Genomic DNA, 2,453 nt, shown 5'->3' on the forward strand with positions numbered 1-2,453 from the left:
GGCGGGCGCGGGCCGCGCGAGCAGATCGCGCGCCGCAAGCTTCAGATTGCCGACGACCGCGTCGCCTTGCGGCGTCCACGCGGCCGTGCCGGGATCGTCGACGAGCTGCACGAGCGTCGCGCCGGGCGGCACATGCGGGCCGAAACCCTCGATGTGGTATGTGAATGCGGGCGCGCCGAACGCGAACACGAGATCGTGCCCGTCGAGCCGCGCGACGATCTGCTCGCGAATCGCGGGCAGGAAGCCGGCGAACAGCGGATGGTCTTCGGGAAAGCTGCAGCGCCCCGACATCGGCGCAACGTACACGCGTGCGCGGTGCCGTTCGGCGAGCCGCACGGCCTCGTCCCACGCGCCCGCACGATCGAGCGCCGCGCCGACGACGAACGCGGGACGCTGCGCGGCGTCGAGCGCGTCGCCGAGCCGCGCGAGCGCGTCGGGGTCGGGCCGCACGACCTGGCTCATGTCGCGCGCCGGCAGCAGTTCGGCCGGCTGGTCCCAGTCGTCGACCGGGATCGACACGAACACGGGCCCGCGCGGCTCCTGCATCGCGATCCGGTACGCGCGCGCGATCGCGGCCGGCACGTCCTGCGCGCGCGCCGGCTCGATGCTCCATTTCACGTACGGCTTCGGCAGCTCGGTGGCCTGCGCGGCGCCGAGGAACGGCTCGAACGGCAGAATCGCGCGCGCCTGCTGGCCGGCGGTAACGATCAACGGCGTGCGGTTCTTGTACGCGGTGAAGAGATTGCCCATCGCGTTGCCGACGCCGGCCGCCGAATGGAGATTGACGACCGCCGCATTGCCGGACGCCTGCGCGTAGCCGTCGGCCATGCCGACGACGACGGCCTCCTGCAGCCCGAGCACATAGCGGAAATCGTCCGGGAAATCGCGGAACATCGGCAGCTCCGTCGAGCCGGGATTGCCAAATACGCGGTCGATGCCGAACTGGCGGAACAGATGGATCACGGCGTCGCGAACGGTGGTCGCGGGCGTGGCGGCGGCGTGCGGTTGGCCGGACATGCGGGGCGTCTCCTCGAGAACGGATGGGTCCGCACAGTATCGAAGTGCAGGCCATTCTCGGATACTGTATTTTTGGCGAAAACCCATACCGTTTGCGCATGACTTTCGACCTCCGCCAGCTTCGCGCCTTCACCACGATCGTCGCGTGCGGCAGCCTCGGCCGCGCGGCCGACGCGCTGCACGTCACCCAGCCTGCGCTGTCGCGCATCCTGAAGCGTCTCGAGGACCAGGTCGGCGCGCCGCTGTTCGAGCGCCACTCGAAAGGCGTGCAGCTCACCGCGTTCGGCGAAGCGCTGCTGCCGCATGCGACGCTGCTCCTGCACGAGGCCGAACACGCGCGCGAGGAGCTCGACGCGATGCGCGGCCTGGCGAAGGGCACGATCAAGGTCGGTGCGGTCGGCAGCATCGCGAGCCTCGTGTTGCCGATCGCGATCGGCCGCGTGCTCGATCGCTGGCCGAACCTGCGCGTCGAGATTCTCGAAGGCGTATGGGACCGGCTCGCCGAAGGGCTCTGCAAGCACGAGATCGACCTCGCGCTGTCCGCGCAGGCGCCCGACACCGACGAGATCGTCGCGATTCCCGAATGCCGGTGGACCGATCGCAGCCATATCGTTGCCGCGCCGCACCATCCGCTGCGCGCGCTCGGCCGGCCGCCGACGCTCGCCGACACGCTGCGCGCACGCTGGGCGCTGCCGCCGCGCGGCACCGCGCCGTTCGACCAGGTACGCACGACCTTCGATTCGCATGGCTTGCCGCTGCCCGACATCGCGGTCGAGACGCGTTCGGTCACGACGCTGAAGAGCCTCGTCGCGCATGCGGGTTTCCTGTCGTGGATGCCGGAGCCGATGTTCGGCGCCGAGCAGCGCGCGGGCACGATCGACGTGCTGCCGGTGCGCGACGCGCTCGCGCGGCGCATGCTGACCGCGTTCCGACGCCGTCACGGGATCCTGCCGGGGCCTGCAGCCAAGCTGCTCGAGGAACTCGTCGCGCTAACGCGCGAAGGCGGCTGATCCGAGCCATCGCACGGCGCCGGAGGCCTCCGGTGCGGCGCACCATCGAAATGCCAGGTTGACGCCTTGACTTTCATTCGGCCGAATACGATCATTCGCTCACGTAACGAGCAAATGATCGTGCCGACGTGCCGCCTCGCCGCGACGCCCCGAGCCAACGCCGAACGCGGCGGCGTGCCCGCCGACGCGCGGACCGCGGCCGGTCCGTAGAGCAACGACGCCCTGGGGAAGCACTGAAGCGCCAGCCGAGGCCGACCGCGAAGCACGGAGCTCCGGTAAGCGCTAAAGCGCAAACGGGAGCCGACCGCGAAGCATGGGGCCCGGCAAGCGCTGAAGTGCTAATCGGAGCCGACCGCGAAGCATGGGGCTCCGGCAAGCGCTGAAGCGCCAACCGGAGCCGACCGCGAAGCATGGGGCCCCGGTAAG

General features: G+C 70.3%; 2 protein-coding genes. One reads left to right on the plus strand and one right to left on the minus strand.

Features of this window, described 5'->3' with window-relative positions:
- The coding region (gene mdlC / locus HMPREF3115_RS05175; RefSeq protein WP_070553610.1) for a benzoylformate decarboxylase at window positions 1-1,017 on the minus strand (1,017 nt) is incomplete at its 3' end.
- A gap of 98 nt (window positions 1,018-1,115) precedes the next feature.
- On the opposite strand from mdlC, the gene HMPREF3115_RS05180 reads away from it, so the two are divergent.
- Window positions 1,116-2,027, plus strand: coding sequence for a LysR family transcriptional regulator (locus tag HMPREF3115_RS05180; RefSeq protein WP_070553612.1), 912 nt, complete (start codon window positions 1,116-1,118; stop codon window positions 2,025-2,027).
- The last annotated feature ends 426 nt before the right edge of the window (window positions 2,028-2,453 follow it).

Origin of the sequence: Burkholderia sp. HMSC10F09, from assembly GCF_001806955.1 — a bacterium.
Lineage (GTDB): Bacteria > Pseudomonadota > Gammaproteobacteria > Burkholderiales > Burkholderiaceae > Burkholderia > Burkholderia multivorans.

Bases quoted from the DNA above. Each gene is read 5' to 3' on its own strand.
- HMPREF3115_RS05180 (WP_070553612.1), top strand. From the start codon at position 1,116: ATGACTTTCGACCTCCGCCAGCTTCGCGCCTTCACCACGATCGTCGCG.